The 22,305-nt window shown below is 39.4% G+C and carries 17 protein-coding genes and 5 tRNA genes; 2 read left to right on the forward strand and 20 right to left on the reverse strand.

The features are described 5' to 3' along the window. Window positions 1–13: 13 nt before the first annotated feature. Window positions 14–1,375: a signal recognition particle protein gene (gene ffh / locus GWI58_RS14405; protein ID WP_017827485.1), complete on the reverse strand. Its 1,362-nt coding sequence runs from the start codon at window positions 1,373–1,375 to the stop codon at window positions 14–16. Between the two features lie 172 nt (window positions 1,376–1,547). Between ffh and GWI58_RS14410 the strand changes: the two genes are divergently transcribed. Together GWI58_RS14410 and GWI58_RS14415 are read left to right on the forward strand one after the other, a co-directional pair. Next, on the forward strand, window positions 1,548–2,348 hold the full coding sequence (locus GWI58_RS14410) for a cytochrome C assembly family protein (protein WP_004244774.1): 801 nt from the start codon (window positions 1,548–1,550) through the stop codon (window positions 2,346–2,348). Between the two features lie 35 nt (window positions 2,349–2,383). Next, on the forward strand, window positions 2,384–3,658 hold the full coding sequence (locus GWI58_RS14415; protein ID WP_094960249.1) for an HlyC/CorC family transporter: 1,275 nt from the start codon (window positions 2,384–2,386) through the stop codon (window positions 3,656–3,658). A gap of 128 nt (window positions 3,659–3,786) precedes the next feature. Here GWI58_RS14415 and luxS read toward each other — a convergent pair whose 3' ends face one another. From luxS to gpt, 19 genes are all read right to left on the reverse strand, one after another. Next, window positions 3,787–4,302 carry an S-ribosylhomocysteine lyase gene (gene luxS / locus GWI58_RS14420; RefSeq protein ID WP_004244776.1) on the reverse strand — a complete coding sequence of 172 codons (516 nt, stop codon included), beginning with the start codon at window positions 4,300–4,302 and terminating at the stop codon, window positions 3,787–3,789. 165 nt (window positions 4,303–4,467) lie between these two features. Continuing rightward, on the reverse strand, window positions 4,468–6,048 hold the full coding sequence (gshA, locus tag GWI58_RS14425; RefSeq protein WP_004244777.1) for a glutamate--cysteine ligase: 1,581 nt from the start codon (window positions 6,046–6,048) through the stop codon (window positions 4,468–4,470). 184 nt (window positions 6,049–6,232) lie between these two features. After that, window positions 6,233–6,309: transfer RNA gene (locus GWI58_RS14430), tRNA-Arg, on the reverse strand. Window positions 6,310–6,352: 43 nt separating this feature from the next. Next, a tRNA-Arg gene (locus GWI58_RS14435) sits at window positions 6,353–6,429 on the reverse strand. Window positions 6,430–6,481: 52 nt separating this feature from the next. Next, window positions 6,482–6,558 (reverse strand) — tRNA-Arg (locus tag GWI58_RS14440). A gap of 89 nt (window positions 6,559–6,647) precedes the next feature. After that, window positions 6,648–6,724, reverse strand: a tRNA-Arg gene (locus tag GWI58_RS14445). A gap of 9 nt (window positions 6,725–6,733) precedes the next feature. Next, window positions 6,734–6,826, reverse strand: a tRNA-Ser gene (locus GWI58_RS14450). Between the two features lie 465 nt (window positions 6,827–7,291). Further along, window positions 7,292–7,480: a carbon storage regulator CsrA gene (csrA, locus tag GWI58_RS14455; RefSeq protein ID WP_004244778.1), complete on the reverse strand. Its 189-nt coding sequence runs from the start codon at window positions 7,478–7,480 to the stop codon at window positions 7,292–7,294. A gap of 217 nt (window positions 7,481–7,697) precedes the next feature. Continuing rightward, window positions 7,698–10,325 carry an alanine--tRNA ligase gene (alaS, locus tag GWI58_RS14460; protein ID WP_004244779.1) on the reverse strand — a complete coding sequence of 876 codons (2,628 nt, stop codon included), beginning with the start codon at window positions 10,323–10,325 and terminating at the stop codon, window positions 7,698–7,700. A 902-nt stretch (window positions 10,326–11,227) separates the two neighbouring features. Then, window positions 11,228–12,295 carry a recombinase RecA gene (gene recA / locus GWI58_RS14465; protein WP_004247401.1) on the reverse strand — a complete coding sequence of 356 codons (1,068 nt, stop codon included), beginning with the start codon at window positions 12,293–12,295 and terminating at the stop codon, window positions 11,228–11,230. 107 nt (window positions 12,296–12,402) lie between these two features. Beyond that, window positions 12,403–12,909 (reverse strand): nicotinamide-nucleotide amidase, encoded by a 507-nt coding sequence (gene pncC, locus GWI58_RS14470; RefSeq protein WP_004244782.1) that lies wholly within the window; start codon window positions 12,907–12,909, stop codon window positions 12,403–12,405. Window positions 12,910–12,941: 32 nt separating this feature from the next. Beyond that, entirely contained in the window at window positions 12,942–14,144 is a 1,203-nt protein-coding gene (lplT, locus tag GWI58_RS14475) for a lysophospholipid transporter LplT (RefSeq protein WP_094959646.1), read from the reverse strand. Then, entirely contained in the window at window positions 14,144–16,303 is a 2,160-nt protein-coding gene (aas, locus tag GWI58_RS14480) for a bifunctional acyl-ACP--phospholipid O-acyltransferase/long-chain-fatty-acid--ACP ligase (RefSeq protein ID WP_017628345.1), read from the reverse strand. Before aas ends, lplT begins: the two co-directional genes overlap by 1 nt. A 103-nt stretch (window positions 16,304–16,406) precedes the next feature. Further along, window positions 16,407–16,919 (reverse strand): shikimate kinase AroL, encoded by a 513-nt coding sequence (gene aroL / locus GWI58_RS14485; protein WP_004244785.1) that lies wholly within the window; start codon window positions 16,917–16,919, stop codon window positions 16,407–16,409. 144 nt (window positions 16,920–17,063) lie between these two features. Next, window positions 17,064–18,317: a glutamate-5-semialdehyde dehydrogenase gene (gene proA / locus GWI58_RS14490; RefSeq protein WP_004244786.1), complete on the reverse strand. Its 1,254-nt coding sequence runs from the start codon at window positions 18,315–18,317 to the stop codon at window positions 17,064–17,066. Between the two features lie 11 nt (window positions 18,318–18,328). Then, the gene (proB, locus tag GWI58_RS14495; RefSeq protein WP_004247396.1) at window positions 18,329–19,432 is read right to left on the reverse strand and encodes a glutamate 5-kinase; all 1,104 of its coding nucleotides are present in this window, start codon (window positions 19,430–19,432) and stop codon (window positions 18,329–18,331) included. Window positions 19,433–19,544: 112 nt separating this feature from the next. Beyond that, window positions 19,545–19,946 (reverse strand): sigma factor-binding protein Crl, encoded by a 402-nt coding sequence (gene crl, locus GWI58_RS14500; protein ID WP_094959645.1) that lies wholly within the window; start codon window positions 19,944–19,946, stop codon window positions 19,545–19,547. A 71-nt stretch (window positions 19,947–20,017) separates the two neighbouring features. Further along, complete coding sequence (frsA, locus tag GWI58_RS14505) at window positions 20,018–21,268, reverse strand: esterase FrsA (protein WP_094959644.1); 1,251 nt, start codon at window positions 21,266–21,268, stop codon at window positions 20,018–20,020. 232 nt (window positions 21,269–21,500) lie between these two features. Further along, entirely contained in the window at window positions 21,501–21,962 is a 462-nt protein-coding gene (gpt, locus tag GWI58_RS14510; protein WP_004244790.1) for a xanthine phosphoribosyltransferase, read from the reverse strand. Window positions 21,963–22,305: the final 343 nt, after the last annotated feature.

Genomic DNA, 22,305 nt, shown 5'->3' on the forward strand with positions numbered 1-22,305 from the left:
GGACTTTTTGCTTTTAGCGACCTGGAAAGCCTGGTGGCATCATACCTTTCATGCCACGCATCATCTTAGCCAAGCCACCCTTCTTCATCTTTTTCATCATACGTTGCATATCATCAAACTGCTTTAATAAGCGGTTGACGTCTTGCACTTGTGTTCCCGATCCCATCGCAATACGACGTTTACGAGAACCTTTGATGATTTCAGGTTTTTGACGCTCTTTTTTCGTCATTGAGCTAATAATAGCTTCCATTTTGACTAAAATTGAGTCGTCCATTTGTGATTTCACCGCATCAGGCACCTGAGACATGCCGGGCATTTTACTTAGCATACTCGCCATGCCCCCCATGTTTTTCATTTGCTTTAACTGATCTAAGAAATCATTTAAATCAAAACCGTCCCCTTTTTTTAGTTTAGTTGCCAGCTTTTCAGCTTGCGCTCGGTCAACTTTACTTTCGATATCTTCAATTAATGAAAGAACATCGCCCATGCCTAAAATACGTGAGGCAATACGATCGGGATGGAAAGGTTCTAATGCTTCTGTTTTTTCACCAACACCGAGGAATTTAATTGGTTTCCCTGTGATATGACGAATAGATAATGCGGCACCGCCACGAGCATCACCATCAACTTTAGTTAATACCACCCCTGTTAAAGGGAGTGCTTCATTAAAGGCTTTTGCGGTGTTGGCAGCATCTTGCCCTGTCATTGCATCAACAACGAATAGGGTTTCTACTGGATTGATTGCTTTATGAAGTAGTTGGATCTCCTCCATCATGCCTTCATCAACATGTAAACGACCCGCAGTATCCACCAGCAATACATCATAAAATTGGAGCTGAGCATGTTTTAACGCATTGCTAGCAATGGTGACGGGATTTTCTTGTACCGTTGAAGGGAAAAAGTCAATACCAACCGTTTCGGCTAAGGTTTCCAGTTGTTTAATCGCTGCGGGACGATAGACGTCAGCAGAAACTACTAATACTTTCTTCTTCTTTTTCTCTTTTAAAAATTTACCAAGTTTAGCAACACTTGTCGTTTTACCCGCACCCTGTAAACCTGCCATTAATACCACGGCAGGAGGCTGAGCTGAAAGGTCAAGATCGTTATTAACCTCTCCCATCGCATTTACCAGCTCATTTTGTACAATTTTGACAAACTCCTGACCTGGGGTCAGACTTTTGTTAACTTCATGACCTACTGCACTCTCTTTGACACGTGCAATAAACTCACGAACCACGGGCAAAGCCACATCAGCTTCTAATAAAGCCATACGCACTTCGCGCAGTGTGTCTTTAATGTTTTCTTCGGTCAGTCGGCCTCTGCCGCTGATATTGCGCAATGTGCGCGATAATCTGTCACTTAAATTCTCAAACATTATCTTAGCTCAGTGTTAAAGTTGGGCTTGTCTGTCGTCTATTTCATCGATTATATCACGATGACGCGCAGATCTCTGCATAGAGATTTACGCTTAATGACTTCAATAGTTGGAGCGGAATTCACCTAGCGCTATACTAAACAATTATGTACCCTATTATGTAAGCGAAACTATGCCCGTTATATCAATCTCTATCGTTGCTGTCTGCGCTTATTTACTCAGTCTGGTGTTTATTCTCCCCAGTTTGCTGAGAAAAGAGCAAAATGGATACCGTGGATTAGCGCTGCTTTTTGCGGTGGTCGCCCTTGTGACCCATGCTATCTCATTAAAATTTTTGATTTTCCGTCCACATAGCGGGCAAAATCTGTCACTCACCAATTTAGGGGCGGTGGTCAGTTTAATGGTCTGCGTTATCATGACCATTGTTGCTTCCCGTGGTAGAGCTTGGTTTTTGCTGCCTATTGTTTATTGCTTTTCCATAGTCAATCTCATTATTGCCGCCTTGATGCCAGGTGAGTTTGTCACCCACCTTGAAAGTAGCACATCGCTCTTTATTCATATTGGGCTTGCTTTATTAAGTTACGCCACTTTGTTAATTGCTGCTTTATATGCCTTACAACTCAGCTGGCTCGACTATCAACTAAAAAATAAGAAACTAAAATTTTCACCACAAATGCCACCATTAATGTCAATTGAACGTAAAATGTTTCATATCACCCAAGTGGGGGTGGTATTACTGACATTAACCTTGTGTACCGGCCTGTTATATATGGATAATATTTTTGGTAAAGAAAATATCCATAAATCAATATTTTCTATTATTGCGTGGTTTGTCTACATCATTTTATTATGGGGACACTTCCGTGAGGGTTGGCGTGGGAAAAAAGTGGTTATTTTTAACCTGATCGGTGCCATTATTTTGACATTAGCTTTTTTTGGTAATCGTTTATTGCAAGAGTTAATGCTTAATTAATCTTTTCATTTTAAGGTAGCAAAAGGAACTCAATTTTGGAGCATGTGTCGACAACAACGCTCATTATCATACTTATCGGTATGATCTTTGCCTCAGCCTATTTTTCAGGCACTGAAACTAGCATGATGACTATCAATCGTTATCGGCTACGCCACGCGGCCAAGCAAGGTAATCGCTCAGCCAAAAGAGTAGAAAAACTATTACAGCGTCCCGATAGATTGATTAGCTTAGTATTAATTGGTAATAACCTGATTAATATTGTCGCTTCCGCTCTCGCCACCATTGTGGGAATGCGTTTATATGGCGATGCAGGCGTTGCTATTGCAACAGGTGTATTAACCTTTATCATTCTTATTTTTGCAGAAGTACTACCAAAATCTATCGCAGCGCTTTATCCCGAACGAGTTGCTTACCCAAGTAGTATTTTTCTGTCACCTTTACAGAAAATTATGTTACCCGTTGTGTGGTTTTTTAACCAAATTACCTTAGTGTTTATGCGCATTTTCGGTATTAAATCCCCTGTAATACAAGGTAATGCGGTGTCAAAAGAAGAACTACGCACCATTGTGAATGAATCAAAATCGAAACTGTCACAGCGTAACCAAAATATGCTGATTTCTATTTTGGATTTAGAAAAAGTGACTATTGGCGATATTATGGTGCCGAGAAATGAAATTTTTGGTATTGATGTCAATGATGAGTGGAAATCCATTGTCAGACAGTTAACTCACTCCCCCCATGGGCGTATTGTCCTTTATCGTGATACCCTCGATGACGTCATTGGTATGCTACGAGTACGCGAAGCTTACCGTCTTATGACAGAGAAGAAAGAATTTACTAAACAAATTTTGATTAAAGCTGCTGATAAAATCTATTTTATCCCAGAAAGTACGCCACTTAGCTTACAACTAGTTAATTTTCAACGTAATAATGAAAAAGCCGGTATTGTCGTCGATGAATATGGTGAAATTCAAGGATTAGTCACCGTTGAAGATATCCTAGAAGAGATTGTCGGTGATTTTACTACCTCAATGTCTCCTTCTTTAGCAGAAGAAGTGATCCCACAAAAAGATGGTTCACTATTAGTGGATGGCACAACTAATATCCGAGATATCAATAAAGCCTTTGCTTGCCATTTACCAGAAAATGAAGCTCGAACAATTAATGGGGTTATTATTGAAGAGTTGGGTGATTTACCCGTAGTAGGTGCCAAAATAACGATTGATGGTTATGAATTTGAAGTGTTGGAAGTGCAAGACAATGTGATTAAGAAAGCCTTGATCCGCCATCTTACGCCCTCTCGTCACTAGCGATTATTAATAGCGGTTCAATGTAATTGGCGTTGGCCGTTATGATACCCCCCATCAAATTAAAAGAGACAACAAATCAAGATCAAATAGCTTGAGTTATTGTCTCTTTATCTATATCGCAACTGTAACTAGATTTGTAACTCTTTGAGTTTGTCTTCTGGTAGTGCTAATTCATCATTATGATTAATGCCAATAGTGTGAGATAAAATGTCTCGTGCAATATCTTGAGCTTCAGCTAACGAGTGCATTTCATAAGTTCCGCATTGGTAGACATTAAGCTCAGGAATATGGTTTTGATCTTTAACCTTCAATACATCTTCCATAGCTGCCTTCCATGCATTAGCAACACGTTGCTCATCAGGCTGACCAATTAAGCTCATATAAAAGCCTGTACGACATCCCATTGGCGAAATATCGATGATCTCAACACCTTCACCATTTAAGTGATTACGCATGAAACCTGCAAATAAGTGCTCTAACGTATGAATTCCTTTCTCAGGCATGGCTTTTTTATTTGGGACAGTAAAGCGTAAGTCAAAAACGGTAATAGTATCACCAGAGGGTGTTTTCATCGTTTTAGCAACGCGTACCGCAGGTGCAGACATACGTGTATGGTCAACAGTAAAGCTATCCAATAACGGCATAAAAAACCTCCTAAGAAAATTTTTAAATATTTTTAAGAGAACATGAAACTTTCTGCGAGCGCCTCGGTCTTAGTAATGAATACGCGCAAAATGTTATCATCCCTATTTCTCTATAGAATTTATTCAGCCACACAAATTTTAGTGTGGCTTTTTTCTATCTGAGTTTTAAGAAGCCACACCATCATTATTTGGCCCGGCATGGAGCTTCAAATATTCATCGAAAGAAATGGTATCACTCTTTTCTAAGTCTGCCTGACGTTTAATAGATGAAATTCTCTCATGTTCAAAAGCATCATCTGTTAACACTTCATAAGCGGTATTGACTAATTGTTGATGATATTCTTCAGCTAAAGATAGACCATAACCACCAATACCTTGTGCTTTAATTTTTTCTAATAATCTGCCAGAGAAGGTTAATTGCGGATTATCAAACATTTCCTCTAACTTAAGGCAAACTTCTAGATATTTAGTTCCAGAACAGCTATCTAATACCTTAGCTACGCGCTGTAAGTCAGCAAAAAGCGCTTTCCCCACTTGTGCTAATGGCTCTTTTCTTTCACCACAACCCATGCCAATAACTTGACCTGGCTTACGCCCTTCTAGAATAACGTTATTCCAATTTGCACGACAGCAGGCCAATTCTTCTGCATTCATTTCTGGTGCATCCGCTAATACACACCAAATCAAGAATAAATCTAAGAAACGGATTTGTGTTTCATCAACGCCGATAGGCGTAAATGGATTGATATCTAATGAGCGAACCTCGATATATTCGATACCACCACGTAATAATGCATCAGAAGGTGATTCATCCCCTTTGACTACGCGTTTAGGACGAATAGGCGCATATAATTCATTTTCAATTTGTAATACGTTAGTATTTAATTGAATATACTTACCGTCTTTCTTTACACCTAATTTAGCAAATTCTTCTGACGGTTTATGAATGGCCTTTTTCAAACCTTTCACATAAGTCTCTAGATGATTAAAAGTAATATCTAAATCACTCTGTGACTTATTGGTATAGCCTAAATCACTTAAGCGCAACGAAGTTGCATAAGGTAAGTATTTTGCGCCTTTAGGGGTATTTTCAAAGGGTAAATTGGTTTTTCGACCTTTTAAGAATGAACCACAAATAGCTGGCGAAGCACCAAAGAAAAAAGGAATTATCCAACCAAAACGGTAGTAATTACGGATCAAACGTAAATAACCGTCTGAAATCGCCTCTTTACCTGTTTCTTCATCGGTGATATTTGCCCACGCTTGCCAAAATTCGATAGGTAACGAAAAATTGTAATGCACACCAGAAATAGTTTGCATTAACGCACCATAACGATTTTTCAGCCCTTCACGATATAACGTCTTAAAACGCCCAACATTAGAGGTACCAAATTGCGCTAATGTTATTTTATCTTCGGCTTCAATAAAGCAAGGCATACTCATCGGCCACATACGCTCATTGGTTAAATGACGTGCCGTATAGCGATGCAAATCACTTAAAAAATGTAAGGTGTGATCAATATTATCGTCAACAGGAGTAATAAACTCTAACAGAGACTCAGCAAAATCTGTCGTGATCCATTTGTGAGTGAGTGACTTACCTAGCTCGACAGGGTGTCCTGTAGCCGCTAAATGACCATCAGGAGTAACTCTTAAGGTTTCTCGCTCTATACCACGGTGGATACCACATAAAACTTTAGGATGGGCTTCCAACCAAGAAAGCGCTTTAGATACGTCCGGGATCAAAGGTGACCTCCCGCGTTGGTTAATGTTAATAAGTAGATAACAGTTACTTTATCGCAAAGTCACCAAATTGTCGCTGATTAGATGATATCGGCGTTATTAGTTGATGCGAAACAAATCGATAATATATAAACAATGCAGGAAAAAGAAAAAGCAAAAAGCCCCGCGATAAGCGAGGCTTTAAAGATGGTGCATCCTGGAGGATTCGAACCTCCGACCGCTCGGTTCGTAGCCGAGTACTCTATCCAGCTGAGCTAAGGATGCAGTCGTACTAATTTAACTAAGATAAGCTAACTTTATAAAAAGATGGTGCATCCTGGAGGATTCGAACCTCCGACCGCTCGGTTCGTAGCCGAGTACTCTATCCAGCTGAGCTAAGGATGCGTCGTTATCTTTTTTGCCTCTCACATTACATTGTGCAATGTCGAGAAATAAGTGGTGCATCCTGGAGGATTCGAACCTCCGACCGCTCGGTTCGTAGCCGAGTACTCTATCCAGCTGAGCTAAGGATGCACGTTGTTTTATTTTACTCTTTTAATGCAAATTATTCACTATTTGCACCAAAATAAAAACCCCATACATTTAATCATGGGGTTGGAATATGGTGCATCCTGGAGGATTCGAACCTCCGACCGCTCGGTTCGTAGCCGAGTACTCTATCCAGCTGAGCTAAGGATGCAAATCTAAATGGCGGTGAGAGAGGGATTCGAACCCTCGATGCAGCTTTTGACCGCATACTCCCTTAGCAGGGGAGCGCCTTCAGCCTCTCGGCCATCTCACCATATTTAGAACCACTCGAAGAAGTTCTTTGTGAACATCTCGTCTCTGTGTGGCGCACATATTACTTTCTCAGCCTGAGAAGTCAAACAATTTTTCTCAACTTTTTACGAATATAGGTTCGTTTGAACACTTCACAAACAAACTGATGCGTTTATCAGCAAGAAAGGCTAAAAAAGAACTGAATACCATGATATCGCTGATGAAAAATCATTCAAGCATTTTATCTCATCGACGAATAATTTTATTCCCCCTGCTAATAATTATGAATCGAATGATAAGCAGTAAAAAGACTTTCAATTCTGTCAATCAGAATAAGCGGATAGTGTAATAATAAATACAGTTCAAAAGAGCGAGGTGAAGAACGAGAAAGAAAATGGAAAGTTCTATAGAAAAGAAAAGCGCCCAGACCCGGCAAAAGTGTGGACGCTTACGAAGAAAGGGTAACTAGCTAAAAATAAGAGATTGCTTAGTAGTTATCTGTGGGCTGAGTTTTCTCGGCCTGAATTCGTTGATAGATCTCTTCACGATGGACAGATACTTCTTTGGGGGCATTTACGCCAATACGTACCTGATTACCTTTAACCCCTAAAACGGTTACGGTTACATCATCGCCTATCATAAGCGTTTCACCAACTCGACGAGTTAGAATAAGCATTCTTTGCTCCTTGAAAATTTACAAGAGTCGGGTCTCTAGAATTTCCCGGCCATTATCCATCATACATTGTCAATTCGTATAATCATTATTTATCACATATAGCCCATACTTCATAACAAAATATAAATTTTGTGATTGATTATTTAACGGATTGTCAATATTACATAAAGCGTTACCCCTAAAAACTAGGGATAACGCTTTTTCAGGTAGCTATCGCTTAAAGATGCGATTCTACCCACTCGTCAACACTCGCTAAAGCAGCGGGTAACGCTTCAACATCTGTACCACCAGCTTGTGCCATATCAGGGCGACCACCACCTTTACCACCGATTTGCTGAGCGACAAAACTAATTAGCTCACCTGCTTTTATTTTAGCAGTCAAATCCTTAGTCACACCGACAATTAAGCTCACTTTACCATCAGAAATAGTAGAAAGTACAATTATTGCTGAACCTAATTGATTTTTTAAATCATCAACCATTGTTCTTAACATTTTTGGTTCAACATTATTCAGTTCACGAACTAAAAGTTTGATACCTTTCACATTCTTAGCTTGGCTTCCTAACGAGGAGCTTTCTTGAGCTGCTTGCTGATCTTTCAGTTGTTGAAGTTCTTTTTCTAATGAACGGTATTTTTCTTGAACCGTTTTAATTTTCTCAACTAAATTACTACCATCACTTTTAAGTGCATGTGCCACAAGAGAAATCAGATCCGATTGCTCATGAACACTTTCAATCGCTGTAGCCCCCGTAATCGCTTCAATTCGGCGAATACCGGCCGCAGTCCCTGATTCACTCATAATGCGGAATAAACCAATATCACCCGTTCTGGCTGCGTGAGTACCACCACAAAGTTCAGTTGAGAAATCACCCATGGTTAAAACACGAACACGTTCTTCATATTTCTCACCAAAGAGTGCCATCGCACCTTTTTGCTTCGCATCTTCAAGATCCATTAACTCGGTGACAACCGGCGAGTTAAGGCGGATTTGCGCGTTAACAATGTCTTCAATTTCACGTAACTGTTCTGGTTTTACTGCTTCAAAGTGAGAGAAGTCAAAACGCAGATATTTATCGTTAACTAAAGAGCCTTTCTGGGTAACATGAGTGCCTAATACTTGGCGTAATGCCGCATGCAATAGATGCGTTGCTGAGTGATTTAAGCGAATAGCATCACGACGAGCCACATCAATGACTGCATTGATCTTATGATTAACAATAAAAGATCCAGAAATGACTTTACCAATATGACCAATAGCCTTGCCATATTTTTGCGTGTCGGTAACTTCAAACTGGCTATCTTTGCCAATCAGAAGACCTTTATCACCTACTTGGCCACCAGACTCAGCATAAAAAGCCGTTTTATCTAAGAAGATAATCCCTTCTTCACCTGCTTTAAGCTCAGTGACTGTTTGACCATTATGGAAAATCGCATTAATAGTACCTTGTTGCTCATTATGGTCATAACCTGAAAAATCACTGCGACTATCGACTTTAATCAGTTCGTTATAGTCAGTACCAAAACCGCTAGATTCACGAGCACGTTTACGTTGCTCTTCCATTGCCAGTTCAAAGCCTTCTTCATCAACTTTGATATTTCTTTCACGGCAAACATCCGCAGTTAAATCTAATGGGAAACCGTATGTATCATAAAGACGGAAAGCCGTTTCACCCGCTAAAGTATCACCGGTTAATTTTTCTAGCTCTTCATCTAATAACTGTAAACCGCGCTCTAAAGTACGTGCAAACTGCTCTTCTTCCGTTTTAAGTACTTTTTCAACGATTTCTTGTTGATTCTTAAGCTCTTTACCGGCTTCAGCCATTACATCAATAAGCGGTGCAACGAGTTTATAGAAGAAAGTATCTTTCGCACCTAACATATAACCATGGCGTACAGCACGACGGATAATACGACGTAGCACATAGCCTCGACCTTCATTAGAAGGAATGACACCATCACAAACAAGGAAAGAACAAGAACGGATATGGTCGGCAATCACACGTAATGATTTATTTGCTAAGTCTGTCGCATTAGTCACTTCAGCAACGGATTTAATGAGTGCGCGGAATAAATCAATATCATAGTTAGAGTTAACATGCTGTAGTACAGCAGTAATACGCTCTAATCCCATTCCCGTATCAACAGAAGGCTTCGGCAATGGATCCATCGTACCATCTGATTTACGGTTGAACTGCATAAAGACGATATTCCAGATCTCAATATAGCGATCACCGTCTTCTTCAGGTGTCCCTGGCGGTCCCCCCCAAATATGATCACCATGATCGTAAAATATCTCAGTACATGGACCACAAGGCCCCGTATCTCCCATTTGCCAGAAGTTATCTGAAGCAAATGGTGCGCCTTTATTATCACCAATACGAATAATGCGCTCAGCTGGAACACCGACTTCTTTATTCCAGATATCATAAGCTTCATCATCAGTGGCATAAACGGTTACCCAAAGTCTCTCTTTAGGTAAGTTAAACCACTCTTTGCCAGTTAATAATTCCCAGGCAAAGTTAATGGCATCATGTTTGAAATAGTCACCAAAACTAAAGTTACCTAACATTTCAAAAAATGTATGGTGACGTGCTGTATAACCCACATTTTCTAAATCATTATGTTTACCACCCGCGCGCACACAACGTTGCGCGGTTGTCGCTCGGGAATAAGGTCGGTTGTCCAATCCAAGAAATACATCTTTAAATTGGTTCATCCCTGCGTTTGTAAACAGCAATGTTGGATCATTATTTGGAACCAAAGAACTGCTTGGTACTATTTGATGTCCTTTAGTATGAAAAAAGTCGAGAAACGCCTGACGGATCTCAGCGGTGCTTTTGCTCATAATTATCCCGAAATCAAGCTGGAAAAACAGAAATTAGAAATCTAGTTAGAGGAGGTTTAGTTTTACCTCTACTTAGCCAACGAATACATAAGTAGGGATAAGATAGAATTTCTTCGCTCAGAAGTAAAACCCCCGATAAACTTATTCGAGTTGACATTGTAAATCGTCTAGTAGTTTTCTGAAAGTAGCAACATACTTCAAGATAGGTCGTTTTAACCAAATCGAGGCGAATTTTGTAAGATATGAGAAGGTAATGACGATAATTTCATAATAAAACTATTAAATAATTTTTTCGTCATTTTTAGTTTATTATCAATAGCATTTTGCTCCTTTGCCCGCAACAGCTATCCTAAATCTGTATTATCAAAAAAAGCCAATATTCCCATTACATATTTAATTTTAATGAATAAAAATCCCGCCAGAATCATTTAACTAAATATATTTACTGATAAATTTAAAATAATAAAGTAGCAAAAATCCATTTTTCTCGCAGTCAAAGAGATTGATTATCTATATAGATAGATGCTAACAAGTTATTTTAATGCTGTTTTTTCAAACATGATAAAAGAAATATGATGTTATAAATAACCAATAGAATACATCACCAAATCTTCACTATATAAACACTTACATAGTGTAAAACCACCCAAAGATAAAAATATTGTTATTGCTGATAAAATAGTAATAAATTGCAAAAAAAAAGAAAAACAGTGAAAAATAAACTAATTTTTCACTACCACTGAGTGGTTAATTTTTACATAAAACAAAAAGGAAGCTTTTTTAAGGCTTCCTTTGATATCTGACCAAATTTTATACAAACAAGTTATTCAATGGGATGCTGTCGTGATAATGGCCAATGATTTAAGGTCTATTTTCACACAAACAGCATGACAACCAGCTAATTACTCTTTTGTGTCGTCAGCATCACTGTCTGACTCTTCACCTGCAAAATCCGCAGCACTTGTGAATTCACCAGCATGATTTAACAACATTTCACGCAATTTAGTGTTTAACTCATTGTACATTTCAGGATGTTCTTTTAAGTAATTGGTTGCGTTAGCTTTACCTTGACCAATTTTTTCGCCATTGTAGCTATACCAAGCACCCGCTTTCTCTACTAACTTATGTTTAACACCTAAATCAATCAGTTCGCCATAGGTATTAATACCTTCACCGTACATAATTTGAAATTCAGCTTGTTTAAACGGTGCAGCCACTTTATTTTTAACAACTTTAACGCGAGTCTCACTACCAATGACTTCATCACCATTTTTGACGGAGCCAATGCGACGAATGTCTAAACGAACAGAAGCATAGAATTTAAGCGCATTACCACCGGTCGTGGTTTCTGGGTTACCAAACATAACGCCGATTTTCATACGAATTTGGTTAATGAAAATCAGCAGTGTATTAGAGTTTTTAAGGTTACCCGCTAGTTTACGCATAGCTTGGCTCATCATACGTGCGGCTAAACCAACGTGTGAATCACCAATTTCACCTTCAATTTCAGCTTTTGGTGTTAATGCTGCCACGGAGTCCACGACAATAACATCGACCGCACCAGAGCGAGATAATGCATCACAAATTTCCAGTGCTTGTTCACCTGTGTCAGGTTGAGAGCAGAGTAGATTATCGATATCGACACCTAGCTTTTGAGCATAAATTGGGTCTAATGCATGTTCAGCATCAATAAATGCACAAATTTTTCCTTCACGCTGAGCAGAGGCAATAACTTGTAGAGTCAAGGTTGTTTTACCAGAAGATTCAGGGCCATAGATTTCAACAATACGGCCACGTGGCAATCCACCTGCACCTAAAGCAACGTCTAATGATAAAGATCCTGTAGAGATAGTTTCTACGTTCATGGAACGGTCTTCGCCCAGACGCATGATAGAACCTTTACCAAATTGCTTTTCAATTTGACCAAGTGCTGCGGCCAATGCTTTTTGTTTGTTTTCATCAATAGCCATGTTATCTCCCTCTGGGCAGTGAAGCATAAAGATGGGTCACTACCATTAAAACGTATATGATTTTGCTTGTTGAAACTCATTATACTGTATAATCATACAGTATCAAGTTAATTATTAATAATTTCTTTAAGAATTGATTTTAAAGAGAAAATCACAGATTTGGCTCTCACCTCCTCTCGTGATCCACTAAAAATACAGTGTTTAGCAACCACTCGAAGCCCCTCTGGGGTTTTTATTGCAAAGCCAAACCAAACTAAACCAACGGGCTTCTCTTCACTACCGCCGCCGGGACCTGCAATACCACTAACCGATACAGCATAGTCTGCATTTGCTGTTAGCAGTGCCCCTTTTGCCATCTCACAGACAACTTGTTCACTCACGGCACCAAAATCAGACAATGTTTGCTCATCAACACCAATCATGTCATGTTTAGCTTGATTACTGTAAGTCACAAAACCTCGATGATAATAATCCGAGCTACCTGCTATATCAGTAATGACTTTTGCAATCCATCCTCCAGTACATGATTCTGCAGTAGTTAACGTTTTTTTTCGCTCTAGCAGTGCCTGACCGACTTCAATGCTCAGATGGGTCATTTCATCATTATTTATCATGAAGGTTGTTTCACCTCGACTCTCAATTAACGTTATTCAGCTCTCTTTCTTGTGCAATCCCACAACCATAATCCACCAATTGCTAGCGCAAAGATAGCACCAAAGCCAATACCAATTGTAATAACGGAAATACCCATACTGGTGACTAGTGAGAACAAACCTAGCATCAGTAACATTGCGGTATTCTCACCTAAATTTTGTACAGCAATGGCATTCCCCGCTCCCACACTATGCTTTCCTTTATCTTGTAGCAAAGCATTTAATGGTACAACAAAGAAGCCACCAAAAATGCCAATAACAACTAAGATAAAATAGGCTGGAATAATGGTGGTTTGTAATGAGAAGTAAACAACACCTAAGCCAATTAAAACCCCGGCAGGCATACAACGGCGGACCGTTTTTAATGTGACAAACTTAGCGGCTAAACCAGCGCCAATCACGATACCAATCGCCACCATCGCATTTAATATTGTTGGTGTTGTATTATCAGTCATTCCCAAAGCTATAGGCACCCATTGCACTAATAGAAAACGCAATGTGACGCCGGCCCCCCAAAACATACTTGTTCCTACCAGAGAAAAACGGCTCTCTTTATCTCGCCATAAAGAGCCACAAGCAGCTAAGAATTGATTGAATATTTTTTTAATATTCCAGCCTCGACCTATTTGAGCAGGTGATAACTTGGGAATGCTAAAGTTAACCAATACAGCCAAAGCATACATTGTCGCACAGACAGCTAATGCTAAGATAATGCTCCAATCGGAAAGAAGCCCACCAATCACAGAGCCTAATAAAATTGCCGCAATAGTTGATGCTTCCATTAAGCCATTTGCTTTGACTAAACGCTCGCCATCGGTTAACTCACCTAAAATACCATATTTAGCAGGCGAATAAATGGCAGCGCCGATCCCCACTAAGGCGTAACCTAAGAATGGATCGGTTCCAATACAAATAAGAAAAGCACCGGCAAATTTTAACGCATTACCAGTAAGCATCACCCTACCTTTAGGCTGGCGATCGGCAACTTGTCCAACAAAAGGAGCTAAGAGAATATAAGCCAGCACAAACACCATTTGTAAAATAGGCTGGCTCCATTCTGGATAAAATGCTGATTTAAATTGAGCGAGTATGGCAAATAACAAAGCATTATCCGCAAATGCAGAAAGAAACTGTGATAATAATACTGCTTTCATGCCCTTACTCAGTAATGGGGGCTGACTTATATTCTCTGACATTAATTATTTTCCTGTTCAGCGAGTTGCTTTAACGAGACAAAATCCGTTTTGCCACTTCCTAAAACAGGAATTTCTTTGAGAAAACGAATATCTTTTGGTACCGCAATTTCTGCCACACCAGTGGATTTAGCTAATGCCGATAACATACTGCGATCAAGTTGCTTATCGGTTGTAAAAAGCACTAATGACTCACCTCGACGTGGATCATTTACCGCCACCACAGCATGGTTGCCTTCCGAGGCTTTAGCCGCTAATTGCTCTACACTTTCAAGAGAAACCATTTCTCCCGCTATTTTTGCAAAACGTTTTACACGCCCTTTAATAGTGCAAAAACCTTCGCTATCAATAGCAACGATATCTCCCGTATCATACCAACCCGCTTCTTCGATACCTTCGGCATTTATTGCTGTAGGCTGCTCTAATTTATAAGGGGATTCAACGCGCAAATAGCCAAGCATGATATTAGGACCACGCAGTTGTAATCTTCCACCATCCGTAATGCCGCTTATAGGAATTAAACGCCCTTCCATGCCTGGTAATAAACGCCCCACGGTATATGGCTTAGCACTCATTGGTACATTAATGGAGACAACAGGAGCACATTCAGTGACCCCATAACCTTCTAAAATACGAATACCAAATTTATCCTGCCATAATACTCGTGTCGATTCGGACAGTTTTTCCGCCCCTGCAACCACATATCTTAGTCGAGCAAAATCATAAGGATGAGCAAATTTGCCATAATTGCCTAAGAAAGTTGAAGTACCAAATAATACTGTACAATTTTGGTCATACACTAATTCAGGTACTACACGATAATGTAGTGGGCTTGGGTAGAGGAATACTCGTGCCCCTAAGCAGATAGGTGCTAATACACTTACCGTTAAACCAAAAGCATGGAATAACGGTAATGCAGCCATAAATTTATCTCTGGGTGAAAAGTCAGCAATAGCGCGAATTTGCTCTACATTCGCCAATAAACTGGAGTGGCTATGAACGACACCTTTCGGTGTGCCTTCAGATCCAGAAGTAAATAAGATAACTGCTGCATCCGTCGATTTTTGCGCTAACATCGCTTTATGAGGAGTGAGTAAGTGCTGTGCAATCCAGCGTTTATCTTCTCTAGTAATGCTATCTTTGAGATCTTCAAGATAAACCCAGTTTGCATCCGGAGTCTGTTCTGGAATATGTAATAAATTTCCTTTCTCTAAAAATTGGCGTGAAGTAAAAATCGTTTTAATGGATGCCGCTTTCATGGCATTTTGTACACCTAAGCTACCTGCAGTATAGTTAAGCATCGCCACAACCCTTTGGCGCATTGTCGCCCCAAATAAAGCCGCAACCGTAACGGTAGTATTAGGAAGTAAAAGGCCAATTCGTTCATTAGGTTCGGTATAGCGTTCAATAATACGACTAACACCTAATATTTTTTTCAATAGGCCCTGATAACTATCCTCTTTCATATTAATATCTGAAATAAGAGGACTGAAACGACCAAACTGAGACATTCCTTGTAAAAATGCCTCATAGAGCGTGATATTAGGACGTGCTTGCATAATAGCATCCATCATAATATCACGGAGCTTTTCTCCCGATAAGCGACGGCGCTCTGCTGATTTTTCCGCTGTAGGCATAGGTAAATCAACCGCCGGTAGCACTTTTATTGTGATTTTAGGAAAGAGCTTTGCTTTTATATTTAACGTTTTACGCACTCGAGAAAAGTAGCTAAATTCAGCACCTTCTATTCTAACAGGGATAACTTTTGCCCCTGATTTAGCAGCAATAAACGCAGCACCTTCATAAATCTTCATCAAACCAATAGTTACCGTAATTCTCCCTTCAGGGAAAATAACAACAGGACGGCCTTTATCGACCTCTTTAACTAATTGGCGAACCGCCATTGGATTAGCGGGATCTAAAGGAACAATATCCGCATAACGACTGAGCCATTTGGTATGTTTGGCATTAGCCACTGAGGTGTAAACAGCAAAGACAGGGTTAATCGGTAAAAATAAACGCAATAATATACCATCAATAAACGATGTATGATTTGGCGTAATAATGCATTTTTCATATTGTGAAAACTGATTAATTAGTCCTTCAATTCTTACTCGAAATAAGAATTTAAATAGTGTTTTAAAAAACGCTATCAACATCATATCCATATCTCATTTTGCTATAATTAGCCTTACTATAAATAGGATATGATGAAAATAAAATAGTTGTCTTTTGTTTTCGTCTTTATATAGGACAACTTCCTAATTATTTAGCGAGTTTTGCGAGAATGACCTCAATAATATCATTAATAGATAATCCAGCATCAACAATAATATCTGCGCATTGCATATATAAAGGCTCACGCTTAATTAAAACATCATGTATTTCTGAAACTAATGTTTTTCCCGTCAAGCTAGGTCTTTGTGCCTCATTAGGATCTTGAGATAAACGCTCAACTAAAGTTTCAAGTGAAGCTTGTAAATAAACAATTACACCTGAATTTTTCATATAAACACGGTTTTTTTCTGCCAACACTATCCCTCCCCCCGTTGAAATAACTTGGTTAGGTTGGCTAACTTGAATAAGCGCATCTGATTCAAGTTGGCGAAAGACATCCCAACCTTCCGCTTCAACCATAGAAGAAATAGTTTGTTGATATTTATCTGTTATCCAATTATCTGTATCAATAAATTGATAATCTAAAGATAGAGAAAGCGCTTTACCTACTGTTGTTTTTCCTGCACCTCTAGGTCCTATAAGGTAAATTGTACTTTCCATAAATGCACTCTCTCCGCTGTGTTAACCTGCTAAATGGGTGTAATCTAAAATTTACAATATGTAAAGTATTAAGTATCATACCTCACAATACAAAAAAATAAAGCCACACTTTATGAAAGTATGGCTTAGCTATTTAAGGGATTATTAGCGACGTAATGTATTGTCGCCGTAACCAATCCATTTATAGGTGGTTAGAGCATCTAATCCCATAGGGCCTCGTGCATGTAGCTTTTGTGTACTCACCGCTACTTCAGCACCTAAGCCAAACTGTCCACCATCTGTAAAACGTGTGCTAGCATTCACATATACCGCAGCAGAATCAACTTGGCGTACAAAGCGATCAGCATGACTGATAGATTGCGTTAAAATAGCATCTGAGTGCGCGGTACCATATTGGCGAATATGAGCAATTGCCGCTGTTAAATCATTAACGACTTCAACATTCAGATCCAGTGATAACCATTCATCACAATAATCTGCTTCAGTCACATCGACGACCGTCGCACGTCCCTTTTTCAATGCAGTTATAGCGCGTTGACTGGCATGCAAAGTAACCTTTTGTGCTGCCATCGCATCACTTAATTGAGGTAAGAAACTCTCCGCAATAGCTTCATGTACCAATAGCGTTTCTAACGAATTACATGCACTTGGACGCTGAACTTTAGCATTAATAATAACATTTAATGCTTGGTCTAAATCAGCACTTTCGTCAACAAAGGTGTGACAAACACCAATCCCCCCCGTGATCACAGGAATAGTGGATTGTTCACGACATAACTTATGTAATCCTGCACCACCTCGAGGAATAAGCATATCAATATACTCATCCATTTTTAGCATTTTTGCGACTAATTCACGATCTGGCTTATCGATAGCTTGAATAGCAGCCGCAGGAATAGCGCATGTTTCTAGTGCTTGCTGGATCACCGCGACAACGGCTTGGTTAGTATGGTGAGTCTCTTTTCCGCCACGGAGAATAGCCGCATTCCCTGTTTTTAAGCATAAAGATGCTACATCTATAGTCACATTTGGACGAGCTTCGTAAATAACGCCAACAACCCCTAAAGGGACTCGGCGGCGTTCTAAACGTAAGCCACTGTCTAACAAACGACCATCTATCACTTGACCTACAGGATCTTCTAGATGGCAAACTTGGCGAACATCATCAGCGATCGCTTTTAAACGTTCTGATGTGAGTAATAAACGATCAAGCATTGCAGCATTAATATTAGACTCTCGTGCCGCCACCATATCTTTTTCATTAGCAGCAAGAATAATGGCTTCTTGCTGTTCTAATAAATCAGCGATGACTAACAGTGCCTGATTTTTTTGTTCGGTTGATAGCTGAGCTAAGTGCCAAGAAGCTTCTCGCGCCGCTTTTCCCATTTGTTCTAACATATTTATACTCCCTAGCTCACAATCATATCATCACGGTGAACCGCAACACTGCCATACTCATAGCCTAAAATTTGACTAATCTCTTGCGAATGGTGCCCCGCAATTAAGCGTAGCGCATCACTATTATAATGCGCGACACCATGAGCAAGATCTTTTCCTTGCAAACTTTGAATGCGAATAACACACCCTCGAGAAAAGTCACCTTTAATTTCTTTAATACCTTTAGGTAAAAGAGAACTCCCCTGCTCTTTAATCGCCTTTTCAGCCCCATTATCAACAATGATAACCCCTGCGACTGGAGCACCAAAAATCCATCGTTTACGCGTTTCAAGGGGGCTTTTTAAACCATGAAAGAGTGTTCCGACAGGTTCATTATCAATAACTTTACTGATAACATCAGGCTTAACACCGGCGGCAATAACAACGTCAATACCAGCACGCCCTGCAACAGTGGCCGCTTGTAACTTAGTTGCCATACCTCCAGTACCTAAACCAGAGACACTATCACCGGCCATTTGACGTAATTCATCGTTGATATCAAAAACTTCTGGAATAAGCTTCGCATCCGGATTGCTACGAGGATCGGCCGTATATAGACCTTCGATATCAGTAAGTAACAGGAGTTTATCAGCGCCACCTAGAATGGCAGCTAATGCCGAAAGATTGTCGTTATCCCCTACTTTTATTTCTGCAGTAGCAACGGCATCGTTTTCATTGATAACAGGAATAATCTTGTTATCTAATAATGCATGCAGTGTATCACGCGCATTCAAAAAACGTTCTCTATCTTCTATATCCGCGCGAGTTAATAACATTTGCCCAATATGAATACCATAAATAGCAAATAGCTGTTTCCATACCTGAATTAAAGCACTTTGCCCCACAGCGGCTAATAGTTGTTTAGATGCTATTGTTGCGGGCAAATCGGGGTAGTTTAAATATTCACGCCCTGCCGCTATTGCTCCCGACGTGACAATAATTATCCGGTGCCCTTTTTCGTGTTGTTTTGCACATTGGCGAACCAGCTCTACAATATGAGACTGATCCAGACGTCGTGAACCACCAGTCAGTACACTTGTCCCTAATTTAACAACCAGCGTTTGGCTGCTACTCATAACATTTACCATTTTTTGTTGATTTAAAAGATCATACACTGTTTTATCAGGAGAGAAGCGTTATGCCAACTGACATAACGCAAAATCTATGAAAAGTTGCCCTAACACAAAATTAGGGCTTAAGGGGAAGAGGAAAATTGCTCATTTTTTCATCTGGAACTAGCGTCATCTCTAATTCACTTACCGCCACTTGTAGAAAATCATGAAAACGAATAAGTGTTTCATGTATTGATTCAATCACATCTTTTTTACTTATTACTTGATTAACCCAATCGCCATTTTTATCGAATAGGCCAATTTGGTAATAATAAATTAACTGTTCACCATTACGTTCAAGTTCCATCCACCAGCCCCAAAACTCTCGTTTTTCTGGTGTGACTTTCTTATTTACACAAACAGCTAAACAATCAAAAAAAAACTGGCTTTCTTGGCATTGTTGCTCACGGATATAAGGTCCTATTTGAGCAAAACGCTTTAATAACTTACCTCGGGTAGGGTGCAAAGATGAAGTCATAAATTCAGTCTCCTTATCACCTCTACTGTTATATAATCTATTATAATTAGCAAGTTATTGTTTGAAATTATTTATATTAATTTAGCATAGATCCAATCTGCACTTTTAGTTAATGCCTGTTCAAGCCCTTTATAAAGTGGTTTTTCTTTTATTTCTACTATATCGCCATCCATAGAAGAGCGAGCAATGAGCTGCGAATCTTCTTTAGGACTAATTTCATCCCCTTTCCAATAAACACTCATCATCGGCACTGGCATACGACGACCAATCAACCCTTGGTTTTTCAGTGAATAACTACTTAACGATAGTCTGAGATTGTTTTCATCTATATTTAATAATCCTAAGCGACTCGCCAGTACATCAAGATACATAATGGGGATTTTCTTCTGTAATTCCGCTTGAGTAAAAAAGGCATGAATTAATGGCCCTAATGCCACAACACCTTTAATCAATTTTGGATAAAGATAGGCTAAACGCACCGCAATATTGGCACCAAACCGAAATCCCATTACGCCCACTCGAGTGTGATCAATCCATGGAATATCTCCCAACTGCTGTAAAATATCACCATGCAATTGACAGGTATTTTCGCTGATTTTCTGCTTAACAGAATAACCAATAGATGGCATATCTACGGTTAACATCGCGATACCTTTTGGTGATAAGTAGCGCCTAAAAAAGTTAACATAATCACTTTGTAAACTATCTAACCCACCACAAAAAATGACTGTTGGATAAGGCCCTTTACACTCTTTAGGTAGATGTAAAAATCCACTGGTAGTTCCTTTACCTGTTAATTTAAATGTCAGTTTTTTTACTTCAAATGAAGAGAATTTCATGGCATTTTCAAAAGCTTTCATCGCCAATACTACCGCTTGATCAGCAAGAAAATCGCCATTAATAAATGGATAAGCAGCAATACTATAAAGGTTTGCCGCCCGTAACCAACAATCAGCGGCTGCTTCCTCTGAGGTCTCTCGTAACGCTTTTTGTTGCCAAATCATTGCTTGATGAGACCATTCAAATGACCAGTTGCCACGTCGATAGCCAACGACTGTATCAATAAATTTATCATCACTGCGTGGCGCATCAAAAATAGCAATGCGACTTAATACTTCTTCGATCTCTATAGGGGAAATACCTCGCCAGATCCACTGTAGACGTTGAATTGTGCGATACCAATTTTGCTGGCTCATCCCATTAAGTACAGAGTACGAATCAATATTAGATTTAGGGTGTGTGTACTGTATTAACGTTGAGGTTTCCGCATGTTTAGCACGAGGTTTAAATAACGTTTCAGAAAGATTTGTATTATTTGCCATATCACTCTTCAAATCAGTGTGTATCGTATAATGAGGCTCAAAATTCTGCTCACATCATAACATGGATTTCACTTCTACAGTGGAATAGCAGATCAACATCAGCACGAAGAGATAGGAAAAGCGTAAAGTCATCAAAAATAAAGCCGATATAAAAAATCCTCGCATAGGAACTGGGGTCAGTTCAATAAACGAGGATTTTATCAATACAGTTGGACTAACTGATTAAGATAAATTATTTTTTATCACAAACAGGGGGAACAAACATAACGCCCATATCCCAAGGTTGTTCAATCCAGGTATTTTGTGGAATATCAACCACAAAATCATCAACTAACGGACGCCCTTCTGGCTTAGCAAAGATAGTGACAAAATGTGCTTTAGGATACATTTCACGGATAACTTTTGCGGTGCCACCTGTATCAACTAAATCGTCAACAACGATAAAACCTTCACCATCACCTTCTGCTTTTTTTAAGATTTTGAGGTCACGTTGATGGTCATGATCATAGCTAGAAATACAGACAGTATCCACATGGCGGATACCCAATTCACGAGCAAGTAATGCGGCAGGAACTAATCCACCACGACTGACGGCAATAATGCCTGTCCATTGTTCGACTGGTAACAAACGTTGTGCCAATTGACGGGCATGTATTTGCAACATATCCCACGTTACAACATATTTTTCGCTCATAATATTGTGATCCTAGCTACTTGAAATTCGAGAGAAGCTTTTTTGCGGAAAAAAAGGTTGCGCGAGATTATAGTGATTTGAGCGTTCAAAAACCAGAGAAAACATAAAAATGGTCGAGATAATCCTCATTTTTCCTGATATGTATTTTTTTTGTCTAAAAAATACGCAATAAAAAAGCGAACACCAACACAGAAGTCCAAATTATTAGATAGATACGTAAGAGAATGACGCATTCATCAAAAGAAAGTGATATTCTCAATTATATTTGGCGAATAACGCTCAGAATAATAAAGCTAACCCTTAAGAAAGCGGTAGGCTATTCATAACACAGATGCTGTTAGAG

It is taken from the genome of Proteus sp. G2674 (assembly GCF_009915195.1).
Lineage (GTDB): Bacteria > Pseudomonadota > Gammaproteobacteria > Enterobacterales > Enterobacteriaceae > Proteus > Proteus mirabilis.